15 protein-coding genes and 1 pseudogene are annotated in these 16633 nt (G+C 72.1%); 13 read left to right on the top strand and 3 right to left on the bottom strand.

Going from position 1 to position 16633, the window contains the following annotated elements; genetic code table 11:
* The first annotated feature begins 56 nt into the window (after nucleotides 1-56).
* From AB0O21_RS30160 to AB0O21_RS30150, 3 genes are all read left to right on the top strand, one after another.
* On the top strand, nucleotides 57-605 hold the full coding sequence (locus tag AB0O21_RS30160; protein ID WP_365176015.1) for a helix-turn-helix domain-containing protein: 549 nt from the start codon (nucleotides 57-59) through the stop codon (nucleotides 603-605).
* Nucleotides 605-2158 carry an MFS transporter gene (locus tag AB0O21_RS30155; RefSeq protein ID WP_365176014.1) on the top strand — a complete coding sequence of 518 codons (1554 nt, stop codon included), beginning with the start codon at nucleotides 605-607 and terminating at the stop codon, nucleotides 2156-2158. The genes AB0O21_RS30160 and AB0O21_RS30155 overlap by 1 nt, the downstream gene beginning before the upstream one ends.
* A gap of 69 nt (nucleotides 2159-2227) precedes the next feature.
* Entirely contained in the window at nucleotides 2228-3703 is a 1476-nt protein-coding gene (locus AB0O21_RS30150; protein WP_365176013.1) for a membrane-associated oxidoreductase, read from the top strand.
* Nucleotides 3704-3714: 11 nt separating this feature from the next.
* Here the strand turns inward: AB0O21_RS30150 and AB0O21_RS30145 are convergent, their stop codons facing one another.
* Entirely contained in the window at nucleotides 3715-4422 is a 708-nt protein-coding gene (locus AB0O21_RS30145) for a lysophospholipid acyltransferase family protein (RefSeq protein WP_365176012.1), read from the bottom strand.
* A gap of 195 nt (nucleotides 4423-4617) precedes the next feature.
* On the opposite strand from AB0O21_RS30145, the gene AB0O21_RS30140 reads away from it, so the two are divergent.
* The 3 genes from AB0O21_RS30140 (at nucleotide 4618) to AB0O21_RS30130 (ending at nucleotide 6926) form a co-directional block, all read left to right on the top strand.
* Nucleotides 4618-5772 (top strand): glycerophosphodiester phosphodiesterase, encoded by a 1155-nt coding sequence (locus AB0O21_RS30140; RefSeq protein ID WP_365176011.1) that lies wholly within the window; start codon nucleotides 4618-4620, stop codon nucleotides 5770-5772.
* A 73-nt stretch (nucleotides 5773-5845) separates the two neighbouring features.
* Nucleotides 5846-6382, top strand: coding sequence for a sigma-70 family RNA polymerase sigma factor (locus AB0O21_RS30135; RefSeq protein WP_365176010.1), 537 nt, complete (start codon nucleotides 5846-5848; stop codon nucleotides 6380-6382).
* 37 nt (nucleotides 6383-6419) lie between these two features.
* On the top strand, nucleotides 6420-6926 hold the full coding sequence (locus AB0O21_RS30130) for a GNAT family N-acetyltransferase (protein WP_365176009.1): 507 nt from the start codon (nucleotides 6420-6422) through the stop codon (nucleotides 6924-6926).
* A 10-nt stretch (nucleotides 6927-6936) separates the two neighbouring features.
* Here AB0O21_RS30130 and AB0O21_RS30125 read toward each other — a convergent pair whose 3' ends face one another.
* The gene (locus AB0O21_RS30125) at nucleotides 6937-7371 is read right to left on the bottom strand and encodes a hypothetical protein (RefSeq protein ID WP_365176008.1); all 435 of its coding nucleotides are present in this window, start codon (nucleotides 7369-7371) and stop codon (nucleotides 6937-6939) included.
* Nucleotides 7343-7711: a hypothetical protein gene (locus AB0O21_RS30120; protein WP_365176007.1), complete on the bottom strand. Its 369-nt coding sequence runs from the start codon at nucleotides 7709-7711 to the stop codon at nucleotides 7343-7345. The genes AB0O21_RS30125 and AB0O21_RS30120 overlap by 29 nt, the downstream gene beginning before the upstream one ends.
* Before the next feature lie 82 nt (nucleotides 7712-7793).
* Between AB0O21_RS30120 and AB0O21_RS30115 the strand changes: the two are divergent.
* From AB0O21_RS30115 to cobT, 7 genes and pseudogenes are all read left to right on the top strand, one after another.
* Nucleotides 7794-8042, top strand: a pseudogene (locus AB0O21_RS30115) (HAD family hydrolase); the annotation flags it as partial.
* 372 nt (nucleotides 8043-8414) lie between these two features.
* Nucleotides 8415-9479 (top strand): ATP-binding cassette domain-containing protein, encoded by a 1065-nt coding sequence (locus AB0O21_RS30110; RefSeq protein WP_365176006.1) that lies wholly within the window; start codon nucleotides 8415-8417, stop codon nucleotides 9477-9479.
* Entirely contained in the window at nucleotides 9476-10144 is a 669-nt protein-coding gene (locus tag AB0O21_RS30105; RefSeq protein ID WP_365176005.1) for a methionine ABC transporter permease, read from the top strand. Before AB0O21_RS30110 ends, AB0O21_RS30105 begins: the two co-directional genes overlap by 4 nt.
* A gap of 76 nt (nucleotides 10145-10220) precedes the next feature.
* Nucleotides 10221-11084, top strand: a complete 864-nt coding sequence (locus tag AB0O21_RS30100) for a MetQ/NlpA family ABC transporter substrate-binding protein (protein ID WP_365176004.1) — start codon at nucleotides 10221-10223, stop codon at nucleotides 11082-11084.
* 156 nt (nucleotides 11085-11240) lie between these two features.
* Nucleotides 11241-11921, top strand: a complete 681-nt coding sequence (locus AB0O21_RS30095) for a GNAT family N-acetyltransferase (protein WP_365176003.1) — start codon at nucleotides 11241-11243, stop codon at nucleotides 11919-11921.
* 89 nt (nucleotides 11922-12010) lie between these two features.
* Complete coding sequence (gene cbiE, locus AB0O21_RS30090) at nucleotides 12011-13210, top strand: precorrin-6y C5,15-methyltransferase (decarboxylating) subunit CbiE (RefSeq protein ID WP_365176002.1); 1200 nt, start codon at nucleotides 12011-12013, stop codon at nucleotides 13208-13210.
* Between the two features lie 229 nt (nucleotides 13211-13439).
* Nucleotides 13440-16496: a nicotinate-nucleotide--dimethylbenzimidazole phosphoribosyltransferase gene (gene cobT, locus AB0O21_RS30085; RefSeq protein ID WP_365176001.1), complete on the top strand. Its 3057-nt coding sequence runs from the start codon at nucleotides 13440-13442 to the stop codon at nucleotides 16494-16496.
* Nucleotides 16497-16633: the final 137 nt, after the last annotated feature.

Here is a 16633-nt window from a genome sequence, read left to right as displayed (position 1 = left end):
AGCCTGTTTTTCCGTCGAATGAGACACTGGCGTCTCATTTGGGGTATGGTTGTCTCATGGCCATGGATCGTGACCAGGTGCTCCGCGACGCGGCGGCCCTGCTCTCCCGGAAATCGACCGCCACGATGGACGAGGTCGCCCGCGCCGCAGGAATCGGGCGCGCGACCCTCCACCGGCACTTCGCCGGGCGCGACGCCCTCGTACGGGCCCTCGAAGAACTCGGCATCCGGGAGTTCGAGGTGGCGTTCGACAACGCCCGCCTCGAGGAGGGCAGCGCGATCGACGCGCTGCGCCGGCTCGTCGCCGAATCCGAGCCGAACGCCGAGCTGCTGGCCTTCCTCGTCACCGAGAACCAGCTGTTCGAGGGCGATCAGATCAACGAGGGCTGGGAACGGCTCGACGCCCGCGTGGGCGCGCTGTTCCGGCGCGGTCAGGAAGAGGGCGACATCCGGATCGACCTGAGCCCGGCCTGGCTCACCGAGGCCCTCTACGGCCTCATCGGCACCTGCGCCTGGGCCGTCATGGACGGCCGGGTCGCCGCCAAGGACTTTCAGTACATGATCATCGAGCTGCTGCTCGGTGGCGTCAAACGGAGCGTGGAGTGATGAGCAGTACCAAGCAGTCGAGCCCGATCGAGGAGACGGGGGTGCAGAGCGGGGGCCGTGGGCGCTGGCTGGCGCTCTCCGTGCTCGTGCTGGCCGTGCTGCTGGTCGCGGTGGACGCCACCGTGCTCGGCCTCGCCACCCCTTCGCTCTCCGAGGACCTCAAGCCGTCCGGCACCCAGCTGCTGTGGATCGGCGACATCTACTCCTTCGTCATCGCCGGTCTCCTGGTGTCGATGGGCAGCCTCGGCGACCGCATCGGCCGCAAGAAGCTGCTCCTCGTCGGCGCCACCGCCTTCGGCGCCGTCTCGGTCCTGAACGCCTACGCGACCAGCCCCGAGATGATGATCGTCGCCCGGGCCCTGCTCGGCGTGGCGGGCGCGACCCTGATGCCGTCCACCCTCGCGCTGATCCGCAACATCTTCCACGACCCCAAGGAACGCAGCCTCGCCATCGGCATCTGGGGCGCGACCGCCTCCGCAGGCGCGGCCGTCGGACCGGTCGTGGGCGGGGCCCTGCTCCAGCACTTCTACTGGGGCTCGGTCTTCCTCATCAACCTCCCCGTCATGATCGTCCTGGTCATCGTCGGAAGCAAGCTGCTTCCCGAGTCCAAGAACCCGGTCGCCGGCCCCTGGGACCTGGTCAGCGTCGGCCTCTCCCTCATCGGCGTCATCGGCGTCGTCTACGCCGTCAAGGAAGCCGCCACCCACGGCCTCGCCGCCTGGGAGGTCTGGGCCGCCGCCGTCCTCGGCGCCGCCTGCCTGTACGCCTTCGTCCGGCGCCAGTTCACCCTGCCCGCCCCGCTGCTCGACATGCGGCTCTTCCGGCACCGCGGCTTCTCCGGCGCGGTCCTGGCCGACCTGCTCACCGTCTTCGGGCTCTCCGGGCTGGTCTTCTTCCTCTCCCAGTTCCTCCAGCTCGTCCAGGGCCGCGACCCGCTGGAAGCCGGCCTCGCCGAACTTCCCGCCGCCATCGGCGCCGTGGCCACCGGCCTCGTCGCGGGCCGCTACGCCCGCAGGCACTCGGTACGCGTCGTCGTGACGGGCGGCCTCGCCGCCATCGGCCTGGCCCTCGGCGCGCTGACCGTGCTGCACAAGGAGAGCGGCTACCCGCTGCTCGGCGCGGCCCTGCTCGTCGTCGGCCTCGGCGCCGGCTTCTCCTTCACCGTCACCGCCGACGTGATCCTCTCCAGCGTGCCCAAGGAGCAGGCCGGTTCGGCCTCCGCCGTCTCCGAGACGGCGTACGAACTCGGTGCCGCCCTCGGCATCGCCCTGCTCGGCTCGATCGTCACCGGCGTCTACCAGGGCTTCACCGCCCCCGCGTCCGTCGCGGGCCCTGCGGCCGACGCCGCACACGAGTCCCTCGGCGGAGCCGTCGAGGTGGCCAGGACGCTGGACCCGGGCGCCGCCGGGCAGATGCTGGGCGCGGCCCAGGAGGCCTTCGTGGACGGCCTGCGGCTCGCCTCCGGGGCCGGCGCGGCCGTGCTGCTGGCGACAGCCGCCGCCGCGTGGTTCCTGCTGAAGGGGGAGGCGCTGCAGGACGGCATCGAGCACTGACGTCCCGACAATGGGTGGTGTCCCGGCCGAAGTTGACAGTCCGTTGACGCCCGGGACACCATCCCGGCGATGGAGATCACCGAACTGACCCCGGCCGAACGCCGCGTGTGGGACGCCTTCCCCCGTGGCGAAGGCGTCGACTTCCGCGAACGCCCCGACGAGGACGCCTCCGACGGGTACGGCTGGGGCCCCGAGCGGACCCTGCGCGCCGACGTGATCGCCGCCCTCCTGCTCACCAGCCCCGAGTCGGTGGGGCGGGTCACCGAGTTCAACGTCAGGGGTGCCCGGATCACCGGCAAGCTCAGCCTCAAGTACGCCGTCATCGAGCACGCGATCCGGCTGCGCGGCTGCTGGTTCGAGCGCAAACCCCAGCTGTACGGGGCCCGGCTGCGGGCCCTGGTCCTCACGGACTCGGCGCTGCCCGGGCTGACCGCCTCCACCGTCAGCGTGGACGTCGCCCTGCGGCTGAACTGCTGCCGCGTCACCGGTCCGGTCCGGCTGAAGGGGGCCCGGATAGCCGGAACCCTCTTCCTCCAGGGAGCGGTGATCGGACCCGGCGGCGCCACCGACGAGCAGGGCGAACCCCCGCTCCAGCTCAACCACGCCGAAATAGGCACCGACATCATCGCGGACGAGCTCACCCTCCGCGGCCAGCTCCGGATCAACGGCGCCACCGTCGCCGGGCTGATCAGCCTGGACCGGGCGAAGCTGATCAACCCCGGCGGGATCGCCTTCCACGCCGAGACCGTCTCCGTCGGCACCGATCTGCGCGGCCACCAGCTCGAAGCCGAGGGTATGGTCAACCTCACCGGTGCCCGGATCCCCGGTCAGCTGCTCCTGACGCGCGCGCGGCTGAGCAACCCGGGCGGAGTCGCCCTGCGCGCCAGCAGCTGCTCGATCGGCGAGTTCTGGCTCCGCGAGTGCCCTCCCATCGACGGCATAGTCAACCTGCGCCGCAGCCAGCTGGACATGCTCTACGTCGCCCCCGGCACCTGGCCGCCCGTGGTCCGCGCCGACGGGCTCACCTACCGGGTGCTGCACCCACACCTGCCCGCCGAGGAGCGGCTGCCCCTGCTGGACCGGGAGGAGTCGGGATACCTCCCCTACGCCTACGAACAGCTCGCCGCGGCCTACCGCACGGCGGGCGACGAGGCTGCCGCCCGGACCGTCCAGCTCGCCAAGCTGCGCCGCCACCGGCGCACCCAGCCCCGGCACTCCCGCGTCTGGGGGCTGCTCCAGGACGTCACCGTCGGCTACGGGTTCCGGCCGCTGCGCGCGGCGGGCTGGCTGCTGGCGCTGCTGCTGACCGGGTGGATCGCGTACGGCCTGCGGCCGCCCCGCCCGATCAAGGCGGGGGAGGCGCCGGACTTCAACCCGGTCTTCTACACGCTCGACCTGATGCTGCCGATCATCGGCTTCGGCCAGGAGCAGGCCTTCGCGCCGAGCGGCTGGTACCAGTGGCTGTCGTACCTGCTGATCGTGACCGGCTGGATCCTCGCCACCACCACGGCGGCGGGCGTCAGCCGGTCACTCCAGCGGCAGTAGGGCGGGAGGGGCTACGCGGCCTTCGCCTTGGTGGCGTACATGTCCACGTACTCCTGCCCCGAGAGCCGCATGACCTCGGCCATCACCGAGTCGGTGACGGCGCGCAGCACGTACCGGTCGCGGTCCATGCCCTCGTAGCGGGAGAACTCCATCGCCTCGCCGAAGCGGACCGTGACCCGGCCCGGGCGCGGCATGCCGGCGCCGCCGGGCTGGAGCTTATCGGTGCCGATCATCGCGAACGGGACCACGGGGGCGCCGGTCATCAGCGTCAGGCGGGCGATGCCGGTGCGGCCGCGGTAGAGCCGGCCGTCGGGGGAGCGGGTGCCCTCGGGGTAGATGCCGAAGATCTTGCCCTCTTCGAGGATGCGGCGGCCGGTCATCAGGGCCGCGACTCCGCCGTTGGCCCCGTCGCGGTCGACGGGGATCATGCCGGCGCCGGTGAAGAACCAGGCCATGAGCCGGCCCTTGAGGCCCTTGCCGGTGACGTACTCGTCCTTGCCGATGAAGTGGACCGTGCGGTCGCACACCAGCGGCAGGATCATCGAGTCGATGAAGGTGAGGTGGTTGCCCGCCAAAATCACCGGTCCGGAGCCCGGGATGTTCTCGATGCCCTCCACGCGGGTGCGGAACATCAGGCGCATGACCGGTCCGACAGTGGCTTTGATGAGGCGCGTACGGAACAACGTGGGCCCTCCGGCATCGAAAAGCGGATCGCGCATCCCAGCGTACGGCGGTAGCGCAGGTGAGGACGATACTCGCGGCCCGGTGCTGATCGCACATCGGGTTCACGCAGTGGATACGCAGTGTTGACGCACGTTTCCGCCATGTTCCTCGCGCGCTGGCCCCCCGGACATCCCCACCCGCCTACGATCGCCACGCAATTTCGGCCTTTTCACGAGCGGGGAGTGGCACTCATGACGCAGGGTGGGGCAGCGCGGCGCACGGTTCTGGGAGCGGCCGTCCTGGCGGCGGGCACGGGCATCGCCGGACTTTCGGCGGGACCGGCCTCGGCCTCCGAGGACGCAGCGGGCCACCGGGACCTTCCCTACCCCACGGTGATCGGGCACCGCGGGGCCAGCGGCTACCGGCCGGAGCACACGCTCGGCTCCTACCAGCTCGCCCTGGACATGGGCGCCGACGTCATCGAGCAGGACCTGGTCCCCACCCGTGACGGGCACCTGGTCTGCCGTCACGAGAACGAGATCGGCGGGACCACGGACGTCGCCGACCACCCCGAGTTCGCCTCCCGGCGCACGACCAAGTCGGTCGACGGGGTCTCCGTGACCGGCTGGTTCACCGAGGACTTCACCCTCGCCGAGCTGAAGACCCTGCGCGCGAAGGAACGCATCCCCGCCCTGCGCCAGCGCAACACCCTCTACGACGGCCAGTGGGCGGTGCCCAGCTTCGAAGAGGTGCTGCGCTGGGCCAACCGCGAGAGCCGCCGACGGGACAGGCAGGTCTGGCTGCACGTGGAGACCAAGCACCCCAGCTACTTCCGGGGGCTCGGCCTCGGCCTGGAGGAGCCCCTCGCCAAGCTGCTGCGCCGCTACGGACGCGACCGCCGGGATTCGGCGGTCTTCGTCCAGTCCTTCGAGCCCTCCAGCATCCAGCGGCTCTCCCGGCTGGTCTCCGCGCCCCGCGTGGTGCTGCTGTCCGCGGCCGGCACCCGCCCGTGGGACTTCGAACAGGCCAAGGACCCCCGCACGGTCGCCGACCTGGTCAAGCCTGAGGGACTGAAGTGGATCGCCGGCTTCGCCCAGGGCATCGGCCCCACCATGGACCTGATCCTCCCGCGCACCGCGGACGGCAGGCTCGGCGCCCCGACCACCCTCGTCAAGGACGCCCACGCCCAGGGGCTGCTGCTGCACCCCTATACCGCGCGCAACGAGAACAACTTCCTGCCGGCCGAGTACCGCAAGGGCACCGACCCGACCGCGTACGGGGACGCCCTCGGCGCCTTCAAGACGTACTTCGAACAGGGCATCGACGGGATCTTCACCGACAACCCGGACACCGGGCTGCTCGCGGCGGAGGCCTTCCGGCCCGGCCGACGCCCCGTCAACCGCTGAGCGGAGCTTCCCGTACGAGTGGGCCGGGCCCGGTGGGGAAACCACCGGGCCCGGCCCGTTCGTCCCGCCCGGCATGGACCTGCTGAACGAACTGGGCCCGCTGCTCTCCGCCGAAGCGGCGGCGGAGGCACCGGGCACCGGAGTGGACGCGGCCGATCTGGAACAGGCCGTCTGGGTCAGGCTGCTGGAGCAGGGGGGACGCACCCCCGATCCGGACGGGCCGGCCCGCTGGCTGCGCCGGGCCGTGCGCGCGGAGGCCCGCCGCGCCCGGCGCCGCGCCCGCCGCGAGATCCCCTATGACCACCGCCATCACTCCGTGGACGGCCACCGCACGCACCGCTCACCCGGCGCCGCCGAACCGGAAGACGCCCTGCTGCACGGCGAGGAGAACCGGGCCCTGCGGTCGGCCGTCGCCCGATTGCCCGGACGGTGTCCCGAGCTGATGAAGGCACTTCTTTCACCCAGAGACCTCACTTACCGTGAAATCGCAGGAGAGTTGGGTATCTCACAAGGAAGTTTGGGGCCCGTCCGTTCCCGTTGCCTGGGATGTCTGCGCAGAATGCTGGCTGCAGAGGTTGCGGCTCCTGGCCCGTGGGGAAAGGAGCGGTAGACCAACGGGCTACCAGGTGAGCGGGAGGCATGCGCACATGGGCATGAGCGTGACCATTTCGGCGGCGGCTGCCGAGGACGCGGAGCAGATCTTCAAACTGCAGTACCTGGCCTTCCAGAGCGAGGCCGAGCTGTACGGCAACTACCTCATCCAGCCGCTCACCCAGTCCCTGGACTCCCTCAAGGGCGAGCTGGCGACGGACACCGTCCTGGTGGCCCGGCTCGGCGACGAAGTGGTCGGCGCCGTCCGCGGCAGCGTCGACGAGGAGGGCACGGGCAAGATCGCCAAGCTGTGCGTCCACCCGCGCCTGCAGGGTCACGGCCTCGGGTCCCGCCTGCTGGGCGCGGTGGAGGAAGCCCTCGCGGGCGACGGCGCCACCACCCGCTTCCGCCTGCACACCGGCGACAAGAGCGAGTCCAACCTGCGGCTCTACCGCAAGGCGGGCTACACCCGGGTCGGCGGCCGCACCGCCTCGGACGGCGTGCGGCTGGTGATCCTGGAGAAGGAAGCCAAGGACCCGACGGATTTTGCCGTCAGCGCCTAGTGCCCAGCGCTCAGCGCTTGCGCAGCCAGAGCATCCCGGTGATCGGAAGGATCACCGGGATGAACAGGTAGCCCATCCCGAAGTCCGACCACACGGTCGCCTCCGGGAAGGCCTCGGGGCGGACCAGGGTCCACGCGCCGACGGCCAGTACGCCGGCCAGCTCGGCGGCGCAGCACAGCAGCGCCGCCCTGCGGGCCTTCTCCCCGCCGCGCACCAGCGAGTACGTGATGAACGCGTAGACCAGCGCCGCGACCGCGGACAGCGAGTACGCCAGCGGCGCCCGGTCGAACGCGGTGGAGATCTGGTAGGCCGAGCGCGACAGCGCGCCCACCACCATCACCCCGTACAGCCACACGAGCAGCAGCCCGGGCCCGGACACCAGCCGCTTGCGCTCCGCCGGCACGGCGCTCGTCGTGTCAGGCACCGGGGGTCCCCCAGATGTCATAGAGCCGTACTTCGAGGACGGCGAGGACGAACGCGCCCGCGGCCACCGTCACCGAACCCCACTTGGTGCGCTCGGTGAGCGAGAGCATCCCGGCGGCCGGTACGGCGGCGAACGCGCCGATCAGGTAGGCCGCGAAGATCACGCCGCCCTCGTCGGGCTTCTCGCCCCGGGCCAGCTGCACCAGGCCGATGACCAGCTGGGCCAGGACCAGCAGGGTCACCACGGCCATGCCGATGAAGTGCCAGTCCTTGGTCGGCGTGTCCCGCCATGCGGCGTGGCCGCACCAGGCGGCGAGGGCGAGTGCGGCCACGCCGATGGCGACCGTCAGGGCGTCGAGCATGCTGCGAGGGTATTACGGGCCGAAAGACCCGATGCGCGCACCCCTCGCCCCGGGCCCCGCTGCGGATTTGGCCGTGGCCCGAAGCGCCGTCGGCCTCACTCGAGGCCAACCCGCCCCGGAGCCCCTCCCGCTTGCCGCGCGGCGCCTCGGCGTGGTCTTCGAGGACGCCCCGGCCGGCCTCGCGGCAGGTCGCGCGGCCGGGATGAAGACCGTGGCGTTGACCACAACGCATCCGGCCCGCGAGCTCGACGCGGACGTGGTCGTACGGGACCTGTCGGCCGTGTCGGCGCAGGTGACCGACGGGGTCCTGACGCTTGAGACGGACGGCTGAGCCGGACCGGTGTCGTCCGGTATGCGGCCGGATTCCGTCCGCTATCCGGACACTGTTGATCGGTGAAGCGACATGTCTGCTTTACTGGGGCCCATGACCACGACGAGCAGCCGCACCCTTGCGACCGAGGCGACGATGACGCCCGGTGCTCGTTGTATGTGTCGAATGCGCGCCTTCTGAGGGCCCCTTCCGCACGCCTCGCGCCCCGAAGCGAGACCGGCCGAGCCCGTCCGTGCACCCCGGACCGCTCCTGCCCCGCGCACGCGTCGAGACCGCCGATTCCTCCCGGTTTCAGCCCGTACCGCGTCCCCAGATGTTTGCCCCGTGCCCGGCACCCGCACGCGCCGTGCACTCGACAGCGACGGAATTCCTGTGATCACCACATCGGGCCTCACGAAGGTCTACCAGTCCCGTGACCGCGAGGTCACCGCCCTGGACGGCGTCGACCTGCACGTCCGCGAGGGCGAGGTCTACGGAGTCATCGGCCAGAGCGGCGCCGGCAAGTCCTCCCTGATCCGCTGCGTGAACCTGCTCGAGCGCCCCACCACCGGGACCGTGACCGTCGACGGCGTCGACCTCACCGCGCTCGCCGGCCGGGGCCGCCGCGCCGGCAAGGAACTCCGCCAGGCCCGCAGCCGCATCGGCATGGTCTTCCAGCACTTCAACCTGCTGTCCTCGCGCACGGTCCAGGGCAACGTCGAACTGCCCCTGGAGATCCTCGGCGTCTCCGGCCGCGACCGCTCCCGCAAGGCCCTCGAACTCCTCGACCTGGTCGGCCTCGCCGACAAGGCCAAGGCCTACCCGACTCAGCTCTCCGGCGGCCAGAAGCAGCGCGTCGGCATCGCCCGCGCCCTGGCCGGCGACCCCAAGGTGCTGCTCTCCGACGAGGCCACCAGCGCTCTGGACCCCGAGACCACCCGCTCCATCCTCCAGCTGCTGCGCGACCTCAACCAGCAGCTCGGCCTCACCGTCCTGCTCATCACGCATGAGATGGACGTGGTCAAGTCCGTCTGCGACTCGGCCGCCCTCATGAAGCGGGGCCGGATCATCGAATCCGGCACCGTGGCCGAACTGCTCGCCACCCCCGGCTCGGAGCTCGCCGGCGAACTCTTCCCGGTCACGGGCTCCGCGACCGGGCCCGACCGCACGGTCGTCGACGTCACCTTCCACGGCGACGCTGCCACCCAGCCGGTCATCTCCCAGCTCTCGCGGACCTACAACGTCGACATCTCCATCCTCGGCGCCGCGATGGACACCGTCGCGGGCCGGCAGATCGGCCGGATGCGCATCGAGCTGCCCGGCCGCTACGAGGACAACGTCGTCCCGGTGGGCTTCCTGCGCGAGCAGGGCCTCCAGGTCGAAGTCGTCGGAGGCGCCGAGAGCGCCGACGGCCTGGCCGACGAACTCGCCGCACTGGTCAAGGATGGTGCCAAGTGACCTGGTCCGAGATGCAGCCCCTGCTCACCCAGGGCACCTACGACACCCTCTACATGGTGCTGTGGTCCACCCTGGTGACCGTCCTCGGCGGACTGCCCATCGGCATCCTGCTCGTCCTGACCGACAAGGGCGGCCTCCTGCGGAACCGGCCGCTCAACAAGGTCCTCGGCGTGATCGTGAACACGGGCCGCTCGCTCCCGTTCATCATCCTGCTGATCTTCCTGATCCCGGTCACCACGGCGATCGTCGGCACCTTCATCGGCCCCACCGCCATGATCGTCCCGCTCGCCATCGGCGCCATCCCCTTCTTCGCCCGGCTCGTCGAGACCGCCGTCCGCGAGGTGGACCACGGCCTCGTCGAAGCCGTCGAGTCCATGGGCGGCGGCATCCCCACCCTCGTCGGCAAGGTGCTCCTCCCGCAGGCCCTGCCCTCCCTGGTCGCCGGAGTCACCACCACCGTCATCACCCTGGTCGGCTACTCGGCGATGGCCGGCGCCGTCGGCGGCGAAGGCCTCGGCTCCAAGGCCATCACCTACGGCTTCCAGCGCTTCGAGACCGGCTTCATGGTCGCCACCGTCGTCGTCCTGGTCGCCATCGTCACGGTGATCCAGCTGATCGGCGACGGCGTGGTCCGCCTCCTGGCCCGCCGCGGCCGGACAGCCTGAACAGACTTTCCCCTTCGAAAGCCCGCACTTGTCGTGCTTGGGCCACCACCCGGAATAAGCAAGAAAGGCACTCTTCGTGCGTAAGAACATCAAGCTCACCGCCCTCGCCGCCACCGCCTCCGCGCTCGCCCTCGGACTGACCGCCTGCGGCAGCTCCTCGGACCCGTCCTCCACCAAGGCCGACGGCGGCAAGACCGACGAGAGCAAGCCGCTCGTCATCGCGGCCTCCCCGAGCCCGCACGCCGACATCCTCAACTTCGTCAAGGACAAGCTCGCGGCCAAGGAAGGCCTCAAGCTGGAGGTCAAGGAGTTCACGGACTACGTCCTGCCGAACACCGCCACCGAGCAGGGCCAGGTCGACGGCAACTACTTCCAGCACAAGCCGTACCTCGACGACTTCAACAAGAAGAACGGCACGCACATAGTGCCCGTCGTGAACGTGCACCTGGAGCCCCTCGGCCTCTACTCCAAGAAGGTCAAGGCCCTCTCCGACATCAAGGCCGGCCAGACCATCGCCGTCCCCAACGACACCACCAACGAGGGCCGCGCCCTCCAGCTGCTCGCCGCGAACAACCTCATCACCCTCAAGGAGGGCGTCGGCACCGGCGCCAAGCTGTCCGACATCACCGACAAGAAGGGCCTGGAGTTCAAGGAGCTGGAGGCCGCCACCGTCCCCCGCGCCCTGAACGACGTGGACGCCGCCGTCATCAACGGCAACTACGCCATCGAGGCCGACCTGTCGCCCGCCAAGGACGCGCTCATCCTGGAGAAGGCCGAGGGCAACCCCTACGCCAACTTCCTCGCGGTCAAGGACGGCAACCAGGACGACCCGCGGATCCAGAAGCTGGCCAAGCTCCTGAACTCCGACGAGGTCAAGAAGTTCATCGAGGACAAGTACCAGGGCTCGGTCATCCCGGCCTTCGGCACCCCGAAGTCCTGACCACCAGCCGGAACACGGCCCCGCACCCCTCCGGGGGTCGCGGGGCCGAGCTCTGCCCGCTTCCGGGCAACCCGGCCATGCACTTCCCGCGGCGCATGCTGCATGCTGTGGCCTACGACCCCCACAAACGGTCCAGCAAAGGCGATGGAGCTGCGCATGACTACCACCTTCCCGGACGTCACCATCAGCACGGACCGGCTGGTGCTGCGCCCCTTCGAGGAAGACGACGTCACCGCGCTCACCGAGATGATGAACGACGAGCACGTCACGGCCTGGACCTCCGCACCACACCCCTACACCCCGGCGGACGCGCACGGATGGGCCACCCGCCAGTCCCACGCCGAACGCACCGAGGGCCGCGGCATCGTCTTCGCCGTCACCGAGTTCCTCACCCAGCGCCTCGTCGGCATCGTCCACCTCAAGAACACCAACTGGCGCACCCGCTCCACCGAAGTCGGCTACGTCACCGCCCCCTGGGCCCGCGGAGAGGGCTACGCGAGCGAGTCCGTACTCGCCGTCGCCCAGTGGCTCTTCCGCGACCAGGGCTTCGAACGCCTCGAACTGCGCACCGCGGCCGACAACACCGCCTCCCAGCAGGTGGCCCAGAAGATCGGCTGCATCAGCGAAGGCGTCCTGCGGGGCGCGTGGATAGTGCGCGCGCAGAACCCCGACGGCACCTGGACCGACACCCGTACCGACCTCATCGTCTGGAGCCTGCTCCCCGAGGACCTCGACGAATCCGACGCGTACGACAACGGATACGGATACGAAGACGCCTACGCCTACCGACAGCCGGCCGACGCGAACGGCTACGCCGTCGGCGCCGACTGGAGCTGAGCCGGTGACCAGGTAGTCTCACCGTGCCCGACCCCCAACCCCGACGAATCGCACCATGCGCCTGCCCCCACACCAGGAGACCGACGACGATGGCAGACCGGGTCACGGTGATCGGCTGGGACGGCTCGCCCCTGACCGCGGCCGCCCGGTCAGCGCTCTCCGCCGCCACCCTGGTGGCCGGCGCGGCCCACCACCTCGCACTCCCCGAGGTCCCGCCCACCGCGGAACGCATCCGCCTCGGCAGCCTCGGCCTCGCCGCCCGCCGCATCGCCGGCCACCGCGGCACCGCCGTCGTCCTCGCCGACGGCGACCCCGGCTTCTTCGGCGTCGTACGCACCCTGCGCGCGCCCGAACACGGCCTGGAGGTGGAAGTCGTCCCCGCCGTCTCCGCAGTCGCCGCCGCATTCGCCCGCGCCGGGATGCCCTGGGACGACGCCCAGGTCGTCGTCGCCCACCGCCGCACCCTGCGCCGCGCCGTCAACGTCTGCCGCGCCCACCCCAAGGTCGCCGTCCTCACCTCGCCCGGCGCCGGGCCCGCCGAACTCGCGCTGCTCCTCGAAGGAGTCCACCGCACCTTCGTCGTCTGCGAGGAACTCGGCACCGACCGCGAACAGGTCAGCGTCCTCACCTCCGACAAGGCCGCCGACCACAACTGGCGCGACCCGAACGTCGTCATCGTCATCGGCGGCGGGGGACAGGACCCCGAAGCCGAACCGGGCTGGCTGCTCGGCCGCCGCCCCGCCGCCGCCGAGCGTGGCTGGGCCGGGCCGCAGGCCGAGGCCGGGGAGGGGCAGTCCGCGCAGCTGCGCGCCGCGCAGCTCGCCCGGCTCGGCCCCCGCACCGGGGACCTCGTCTGGGACATCGGCGCCGGCACCGGCGGCGTGTCCGTGGACGCCGCCGCCTTCGGCGCGGCCGTCATCGCCGTCGACTCCGACCCCGACGCCTGTGAACGCGTAACTGCCGCCGCCCGCAAGCGCGGAGTGCAGGTCCAGGTCGTCGCCGGGCGCGCCCCCCACGTACTGGAGGACCTGCCCGAGCCCGATGTCGTACGCGTCGGAGGCGGCGGGGCCGAAGTCGTCGCGGCCGTCGCCGACCGGCGCCCCGAACGGATCGTCAGCCACGCCTCCACGCGCGACGAGGCGGAGGCCATCGGCCGGGCCCTCACCGAACACGGGTACGCCGTCGAGTGCGCGCTGCTCCAGTCCGTCGGCCTGGACACCCGGACCTGGGCCGAACAGGACCGTTCCGTCGTGTTCCTGCTGGCAGCCGAACGCCCGGTGAACCGCTGACCCGGAGGCCGGGGTAGGCTGGCCGATCGTCGTACCGCCCAGGACGATTCGGGCATCACGGCACCGCTGCTACGCGCGACGTGGCGCAGTCCACAGAGGACCGCGGCGGTTATGGCCGCCATGACGGCGAACGGGCGCGACAATGCTTACTGGTTGTCGCGCGGACCGTTCGTTCGTCACGTGGACGCCGGGCGATCGAAGAGGCAACACCGATGGGCGAGGGGTACGCATGACTGACACCGGCCAGGTCCCGGGCGAGGGTCACCCGGACAACGCGGGCATGGTGGATCAGCAGGGCATCCCCGCTCCGGTCCAGATCCCGGCACCGATGCCCGCCGGCTACGCCTTCCAGGACCTCGTGGACGACCCGGCCGAGCCGGAGGACGAGGAACTCCTGCTGATGCCGAGCGGCCAGGGCGCGTGGAGCGACCCCCAGGTCGTCCCGCCGGCCCCCGAGTTCCCGGCCTACGGCACCGAGCCCGCGTACGCCGAGGCCCCGGTCTACACCGAGCCGGCCGCGTACCCCGAATTCCCCTCCTACGGCGCCGGCGCGCACGAGGCGGGCGGCCGTGACTCCGGCGCGCTCGACCTCGGCGGGCTCGCCGTCCCTCCCGCAGACCCCCTCCAGGGCTACCCCCAGCCGGTGGCCCCGGCCGCCGCCGCTTCCCCGGTCCGCCGCCCGCTGCACATGGGTCCGCCCGTACCCGAGGCCACCGGCGGGGTCGTACGCTCCCTCGCGGACCGCGGTCCCGCCGCGGCGCCCGCGCCCGTGCGCCAGCCCGGTCCGCCGACCACGGGCCCCGAGTACCTGGACGTCCCGGCGGCCCCCGCCCCGCAGCTGACCGAGATCCCGCCGCAGGCCGGCGCCCCGTGGACCCCGGAACCGCCGCTCGCCGAGCCCGTGCAGCAGCCCGTGATGGAGGCCGCCCAGGCCCCCGAGCCGGAGCCGCAGCCCGCCTTCGCCCCGGAGCCCGCCGCGGCCCCCGCCGCCCCGGCCGAGCCGGAGCCGTTCCCGGCCGCCCCCGCGGCGGTGGAACTCCCGGCCGAGCCCGCCGCCCCGGAGCCGTTCCAGGCGGCCCCGCAGGCGATCGAGCTCCCCGCCGAGCCCGTGGCGCTGCCCGCCCCCGCAGAAGCGGTGGTCCAGGCCGCCGAGCCGGTGCCCGCCGAGGCGCCCCCGGCGCAGGCCCTGCCGGTCGAGCCGCTCGCCGTCGAGCCCGTCGCCGACGCGCCCGCGCCCGCGGAGCCGGTCATGACGGAAGCCCTGCCGGTCGAGCCGGCCGTCGCCGAACAGGCCCCCGCCGAGCCCGTCGCCGCCGTACCGGCCGAGCCCGCTCCCACCGAGCCGGAGCCGGTGCCCGCCCCCGTCGTGGACGCCCCGGCCGACCAGCCCGCCCCCGTACTCGCCGAGGCGCAGCCCGAGCCGCTCGCCCCGGCCGAGCCCGCCGCAGGCGAAGCGGCAGGCGAGGGCGAGCCCGAGCTGCCGACCCCCGCCGAGCCCACCGCAGCTGAACCGGCCGAGCCCACCGCAGGTGAACCGGCCGAGCCCGCCGCAGGCGACCCGGCTCCGGCCTACGACGACGCCGAGCGCGAGGCCGTCCTGCGCGTGATGCGCGAGCGCCGCGACATCCGCAAGGGCTTCCGCACCGACCCGATCCCGCACGAGGTGCTGCTCCGCGTCCTGGAGGCGGCCCACACCGCCCCCAGCGTCGGCCACTCCCAGCCCTGGGACTTCGTCGTGATCCGCTCCGGCGAGACCCGCCGCACGATGCACGAGCTCGCCCAGCGCCAGCGCGAGGCCTACGCGAACTCGCTGCCCAAGGCCCGGGCGAAGCAGTTCAAGGAACTCAAGATCGAGGCCATCCTCGACACCCCGGTGAACATCGTCGTCACCGCCGACCCCACCCGCGGCGGCCGCCACACCCTCGGCCGGCACACCCAGCCGCAGATGGCCCCGTACTCCTCGGCCCTCGCCGTCGAGAACCTCTGGCTCGCCGCGCGCGCCGAAGGCCTCGGCGTCGGCTGGGTCAGCTTCTTCGACGAGCGCGAGATGGTCCGCGCCCTCGGCCTCCCCGAGCACCTGGAGGTCGTCGCCTACCTCTGCGTCGGCTACGTCGACGAGTTCCCCGAGGAGCCCGAGCTGGCCCAGGCCGGCTGGTCGCAGCGCCGGCCGCTGTCCTGGGTGGTCCACGAGGAGACGTACGGGCGCCGCGCGCTGCCCGGCGAGGAGCCGCACGACCTCCTCTCCGAGACCGTCGCCAGCATCCGCCCCCTCGACGCGAAGGCGCTCGGCGAGGCGTGGGAGCGGCAGAAGCGCATGACCAAGCCCGCCGGGGCGCTCGGCATGCTCGAAATCATCTCCGCGCAGCTCGCGGGCCTCTCCCGGGTCTGCCCGCCGCCGATCCCGGAGCCCGCGGCCGTCGCGATCTTCGCGGGCGACCACGGGGTCCACGCCCAGGGAGTCACCCCCTGGCCGCAGGAGGTCACCACCCAGATGGTGGCCAACTTCCTCGGCGGCGGAGCGGTCTGCAACGCCTTCGCCAACCAGGTCGGCGCGGAGGTCTGCGTGATCGACGTGGGCGTCGCGGGCGACCTGCCGGCCACGCCCGGCCTGCTGCCCCGCAAGGTCCGCCCGGGCACGGCGGACCTGTCCACCGGCCCGGCGATGACCCGCGAGGAAGCGATCGCGGCCATCGAGGTCGGCATCGAGACCGCGCGCGACCTCGTCGCGGCCGGCAACAAGGCCCTCCTCACCGGCGAGATGGGCATCGCCAACACCACCGTCTCCGCGGCCCTCATCTCGGTCTTCACGGGTGTCGACCCGTCCGAGGTCACCGGCCGCGGCACGGGCATCAACGACGAGACCCACGCCCGCAAGGTCGAGGTCGTACGCCGTGCCCTGGAACTCCACCAGCCGGACCCCGCGGACCCGATCGGCGTCCTGGCGGCCATCGGCGGCCTGGAGCACGCGGCTATCGTCGGTCTCCTCCTCGGCGGAGCCTCCCTCCGTACGCCCGTCATCCTCGACGGCGTCAGCGCGGGAGCCGCCGCCCTGGTGGCCCGCGCCATCGCCCCGGAGGCCCTGTCCGCCTGCATCGCGGGCCACCGCAGCGCCGAGCCGGGCCACGTGGCGGCCCTCAACAAGCTCGGCCTGCGCCCGCTGGTCGACCTGGACCTCCGCCTCGGCGAGGGCACGGGCGCCCTGCTGGCCCTCCCGCTGGTCCAGAGCGCGGCCCGCGCGATGCACGAGGTCGCCACCTTCGACTCGGCTGGCGTCACGGAGAAGTAGCCCGCCGTTGCCGGGGGCTCCGCCCCCGGCCCCCCCGCCGGGCGAAGATCCAGCCCCTCCGGCGTTTGAGGAGCGGGGTCTGGGGCGGAGCCCCGGTTTCGGGAAGGGGCGGGTAGGGGAAAGCCGCCCGCAGGGCC

Origin of the sequence: Streptomyces sp. NPDC091371 (assembly GCF_040684275.1) — a bacterium.
Classification (GTDB): domain Bacteria; phylum Actinomycetota; class Actinomycetes; order Streptomycetales; family Streptomycetaceae; genus Streptomyces.
This window is presented reverse-complemented; position numbering and strand designations above follow the sequence as displayed.

What these genes read in the sequence shown, in the direction of transcription:
- AB0O21_RS30155 (WP_365176014.1), top strand. Translation starts at nt 605, where the DNA reads ATGAGCAGTACCAAGCAGTCGAGCCCGATCGAGGAGACGGGGGTGCAG.
- AB0O21_RS30145 (WP_365176012.1), bottom strand. Translation starts at nt 4,422, where the DNA reads ATGCGCGATCCGCTTTTCGATGCCGGAGGGCCCACGTTGTTCCGTACG.
- AB0O21_RS30140 (WP_365176011.1), top strand. Translation starts at nt 4,618, where the DNA reads ATGACGCAGGGTGGGGCAGCGCGGCGCACGGTTCTGGGAGCGGCCGTC.
- cbiE (WP_365176002.1), top strand. Translation starts at nt 12,011, where the DNA reads ATGGCAGACCGGGTCACGGTGATCGGCTGGGACGGCTCGCCCCTGACC.
- AB0O21_RS30150 (WP_365176013.1), top strand. Translation starts at nt 2,228, where the DNA reads ATGGAGATCACCGAACTGACCCCGGCCGAACGCCGCGTGTGGGACGCC.
- AB0O21_RS30130 (WP_365176009.1), top strand. Translation starts at nt 6,420, where the DNA reads ATGGGCATGAGCGTGACCATTTCGGCGGCGGCTGCCGAGGACGCGGAG.
- cobT (WP_365176001.1), top strand. Translation starts at nt 13,440, where the DNA reads ATGACTGACACCGGCCAGGTCCCGGGCGAGGGTCACCCGGACAACGCG.
- AB0O21_RS30120 (WP_365176007.1), bottom strand. Translation starts at nt 7,711, where the DNA reads ATGCTCGACGCCCTGACGGTCGCCATCGGCGTGGCCGCACTCGCCCTC.
- AB0O21_RS30095 (WP_365176003.1), top strand. Translation starts at nt 11,241, where the DNA reads ATGACTACCACCTTCCCGGACGTCACCATCAGCACGGACCGGCTGGTG.
- AB0O21_RS30135 (WP_365176010.1), top strand. Translation starts at nt 5,846, where the DNA reads ATGGACCTGCTGAACGAACTGGGCCCGCTGCTCTCCGCCGAAGCGGCG.
- AB0O21_RS30160 (WP_365176015.1), top strand. Translation starts at nt 57, where the DNA reads ATGGCCATGGATCGTGACCAGGTGCTCCGCGACGCGGCGGCCCTGCTC.
- AB0O21_RS30125 (WP_365176008.1), bottom strand. Translation starts at nt 7,371, where the DNA reads ATGACATCTGGGGGACCCCCGGTGCCTGACACGACGAGCGCCGTGCCG.